The organism is Butyrivibrio sp. INlla14 (assembly GCF_900102515.1).
Classification (GTDB): Bacteria; Bacillota; Clostridia; order Lachnospirales; family Lachnospiraceae; genus Butyrivibrio.
This window is the reverse complement of the sequence record NZ_FMVS01000066.1, coordinates 1-3,308: the sequence shown is the minus strand read 5'-3', so window position 1 is coordinate 3,308 and position 3,308 is coordinate 1. Positions and strand designations below refer to the sequence as shown.

The window sequence follows — 3,308 nt, the reverse complement described above, 5'->3', positions numbered from 1 at the left end:
TCCACCACAACTTGTGTTGATAGGTAATAAATATGCGGCTTTGCTCCGCAAAGCCGCATATAGTATAACATATTTGATTGGTAGGTGGAACATGGATGATGGTGGAGATTATGCGGTTTGCTTTCATAATTATAGAACTGCACCCTGTTTGCTGACACTCAGAAGCTTGGCAAAAGCCTGACGAGCAATGATTCCTAATTGAATTTGTATGGCCCGATGTAGCGCAGCGCACGCCACCTTACATCGGGTTGATTACCCATTGTAGCATCACTCAGACTCTGTCAAGACTGCGCAGCACCGACGAAGGAGGGTTGCCTTGATGGAGGATGGGGGATGCTATATTCCTCCCTAACCACCAGTCCTGATATGACTACATAGATTCCCCAAAGAGTTCACTACACGCATAGCTAACTTCGGTAAAAAAATATTTAAGGCACTCATATATCTTTAGATTATTTGCCTTTGCTGTTTCTGACAGTCTATCATTATTTTATTAGGGCTATTTTAATTGCATTTTTATCAAGTGTTTTTAGCTCATCATCCCATAGATTAGCGCTTTTCAAACGCTCTTTAAGCAATATATAATTGTCATCTTGCAATAATACAGTAGCAACTAAAGAGGCGTATTCGCTATCTTCTCTTGCCTCCTTTAGCAATTCTTTAGTAGCATTAACAATCTTGTTCCTTCTCGAAAAATTAGGATTCCGTTTATATTCATCAAAAACATCAAGTATACTCCCTAATTTTTCTTGAACAGCATTGCCTATTTTAAAACGCGGTAATATCAACCCTTCCATATCATTTAGGTAAAGAACATCAATTGTTTTGCGTCCTAATTTATTGTTATTTCTGCTTTTTATACGATAATTTTCCATATATAAATACTCTTTAGGGTTATCAACATATGGATTAATTATTGGTTCTAAATATGTATCACATGTACTTTTGTTCGAATTACATCTACCGCAAGAGGGAATTAGATTATCCCACATTACAACTTCATCTGGATACTTATTCTTTGGGTGATAATGATCAACCTCCATATACTTGCCTTCCTCGCCCAGTTTTGTTTCGCAATATGAGCACTTGCAGTGTGACATTTTTAATAGCGAACCTGTAATATAAGGCTTTCTCCACACTGCCTTTTTATTATCTAGCTTATATTCTTCAGTTAGTTTCTTAACAATATCATCCGATAGTTCTATTGGTGCATCTATTCTTGACAGCTTAATCATTTTCTCTAACCCCAGTCATCTCAATATCTAGTATTTTTCTCAAGTAACTTTTGGGATTTAGCATTTGCTTTAATTCATTATATGCCTCAATCGCTTTTTCCGCATCTCTATCAGCAATTGCATCATCAAATTCCTTCATCTTTTGGCAATACAAATCTGATCTTATAGTATTCATCCCCATTACGTCCGTAAGGATTTCTTCTAATGTCCATCCCTGAAATCCATATTTTTCACTCCCAAAATCAGACACAACGATATTATGCTCATCGTTATATTGCAAAGCAATTATTTCCTTTGATTCTGCGCATTGAATCATGCTAGGACTATGCGTAGTCGCAATAATTTGAGCATTAGGTAGCATTTTTTTTAATGCAATTATCAAGTTTTTCTGCCACTGCGGATGCAAATGAACATCTATCTCATCTATCAAAATGATCCCCGAAAAATCTTGCACTTCAATATAAGGATTTTTAAACCTATACTCAATCTCTTTAATTATTCCCAAAAGTATGAAAATACATGATTTATATCCCGAAGATAAATATTCAAAATACACTTCTCCAGTAGGTGTTTTTACCATAATGTCGTAAGTATCAGGAATTACTCTTGAAAACACAACCTGTTTATCAAGATTATTAAAGCATTCTTTTGCTTTATCCAAATTATTAATTTGCTCTTTAGCTAATGCTCCATCATGTGCTGACCACATAAACCTCTGAACAAACCAGTTTTTTTCATCATTTGCAGATATACCAGTATATGCAACGCCAGCAGTCACATTTTCATCTCTCTCCGGATCTCGTGCTAAAGTTTTCAAATTAGTATAATCGATATTCCTTGATGGCGTAAAATATAGAACATTATTACTTTTAGCAGCTAAACGGTTAACAAAATCTGTCTCTCCTGTAGGATTAAAATGGCGTATATTATATTCAACAGTCTTATCTTCATTGTTTTCAGAATATTCCAAAAAGCACTTCCCTTCATCGGAATTAACATTACGCTTTAATTTATAAGTGCTAGTTCTAACAAATGCGTGTGCAATACATTCTAATATTGTAGTCTTACCTATTCCATTGGTTCCACATATCAAATTTAGCCCAGAATTGAATGTTATTTCTAATCTTGATATTCCCCCTATCCCCGATATATTTACTTTCTTTATTTTGAATTTATCCATATATCAATCCCTTTATCTATGCATTTTCTTCATTAATTCTTCTTTATACCATCTCTCAAAATACAATAATTTGCTTCTCACTCTGTCATCATACTTATTTAGACCTTCCTGTATAAAATGTTCTATGCGACCTGAAGCTAACAGCTCACCTGTCTTATTTGTGTTCAGAACCATCCAAATATAGTTAATCTTGTAATATCCGTCCTCAAAAATTATGAAATTACCAATATCCTTAGATAATAAAGCGCTCATATTCTCATCTACTATATCATGCGGAATTATTATTCTAGGATTAATAGCACAATTTTCTTCCAACTTATATGCATTAATCAAACCTTTTCCAACCATTATTTCGTTGTCAATATACATATCGCCTACAGAAATACCACCTCTACACAAAATGGGCTCTTTTGCTATTTCCAACAATGATTCCTGAAAATAAGCGCAATAACGAATTAGGCCATATAAAGCATCCTTTACAGAAGAATCAATAAAAAACACTACACTATCAGACATGACTCTGCTATGCAATTGTTCTCTAGGTATAATAGGTAGTAACCCATCATTACTATTATGGTATATCCCCACTTGATTGTAACTTCGGCAAATCTTTTGCAAAATGTCCAATACTTCTACCGTAGGCGTTACATCCATAAAACTCTTAAATCCCAAAATATCCATATAAGCCACAAAACATTTATCACATCTATATTTCATAGTATTTAAACTCCATTTTACATTTTTATTGAAAAGCTCTAATAGGAGAAAAGTTAAAAATGCTACTCATACATTTAATTAACTAGTGTACTGACACGTTGATATTTAATCAAATTATCTCTATTAATCCGAGCCATTTCTTGATAAAATAAAAGAAAAAGCTCGGAGGCATAACA

4 protein-coding genes are annotated in these 3,308 nt (G+C 33.9%); 1 reads left to right on the top strand and 3 read right to left on the bottom strand.

Going from position 1 to position 3,308, the window contains the following annotated elements; all coding sequences use genetic code 11:
- Positions 1 to 181, top strand: a 181-nt coding sequence (locus tag BLO53_RS19520) for a hypothetical protein (protein WP_207648492.1), incomplete at its 5' end; no start/stop codon positions are given.
- A gap of 304 nt (positions 182 to 485) precedes the next feature.
- Here BLO53_RS19520 and BLO53_RS18800 read toward each other — a convergent pair.
- From BLO53_RS18800 to BLO53_RS18790, 3 genes are read right to left on the bottom strand one after another with little or no spacing between them, the layout of a single operon-like run.
- On the bottom strand, positions 486 to 1,235 hold the full coding sequence (locus BLO53_RS18800; RefSeq protein WP_092065237.1) for an HNH endonuclease: 750 nt from the start codon (positions 1,233 to 1,235) through the stop codon (positions 486 to 488).
- Complete coding sequence (locus tag BLO53_RS18795; RefSeq protein WP_092065233.1) at positions 1,228 to 2,415, bottom strand: AAA family ATPase; 1,188 nt, start codon at positions 2,413 to 2,415, stop codon at positions 1,228 to 1,230. The genes BLO53_RS18800 and BLO53_RS18795 overlap by 8 nt, the downstream gene beginning before the upstream one ends.
- Before the next feature lie 12 nt (positions 2,416 to 2,427).
- On the bottom strand, positions 2,428 to 3,132 hold the full coding sequence (locus BLO53_RS18790; RefSeq protein ID WP_092065230.1) for a hypothetical protein: 705 nt from the start codon (positions 3,130 to 3,132) through the stop codon (positions 2,428 to 2,430).
- Between the last annotated feature and the right edge of the window lie 176 nt (positions 3,133 to 3,308).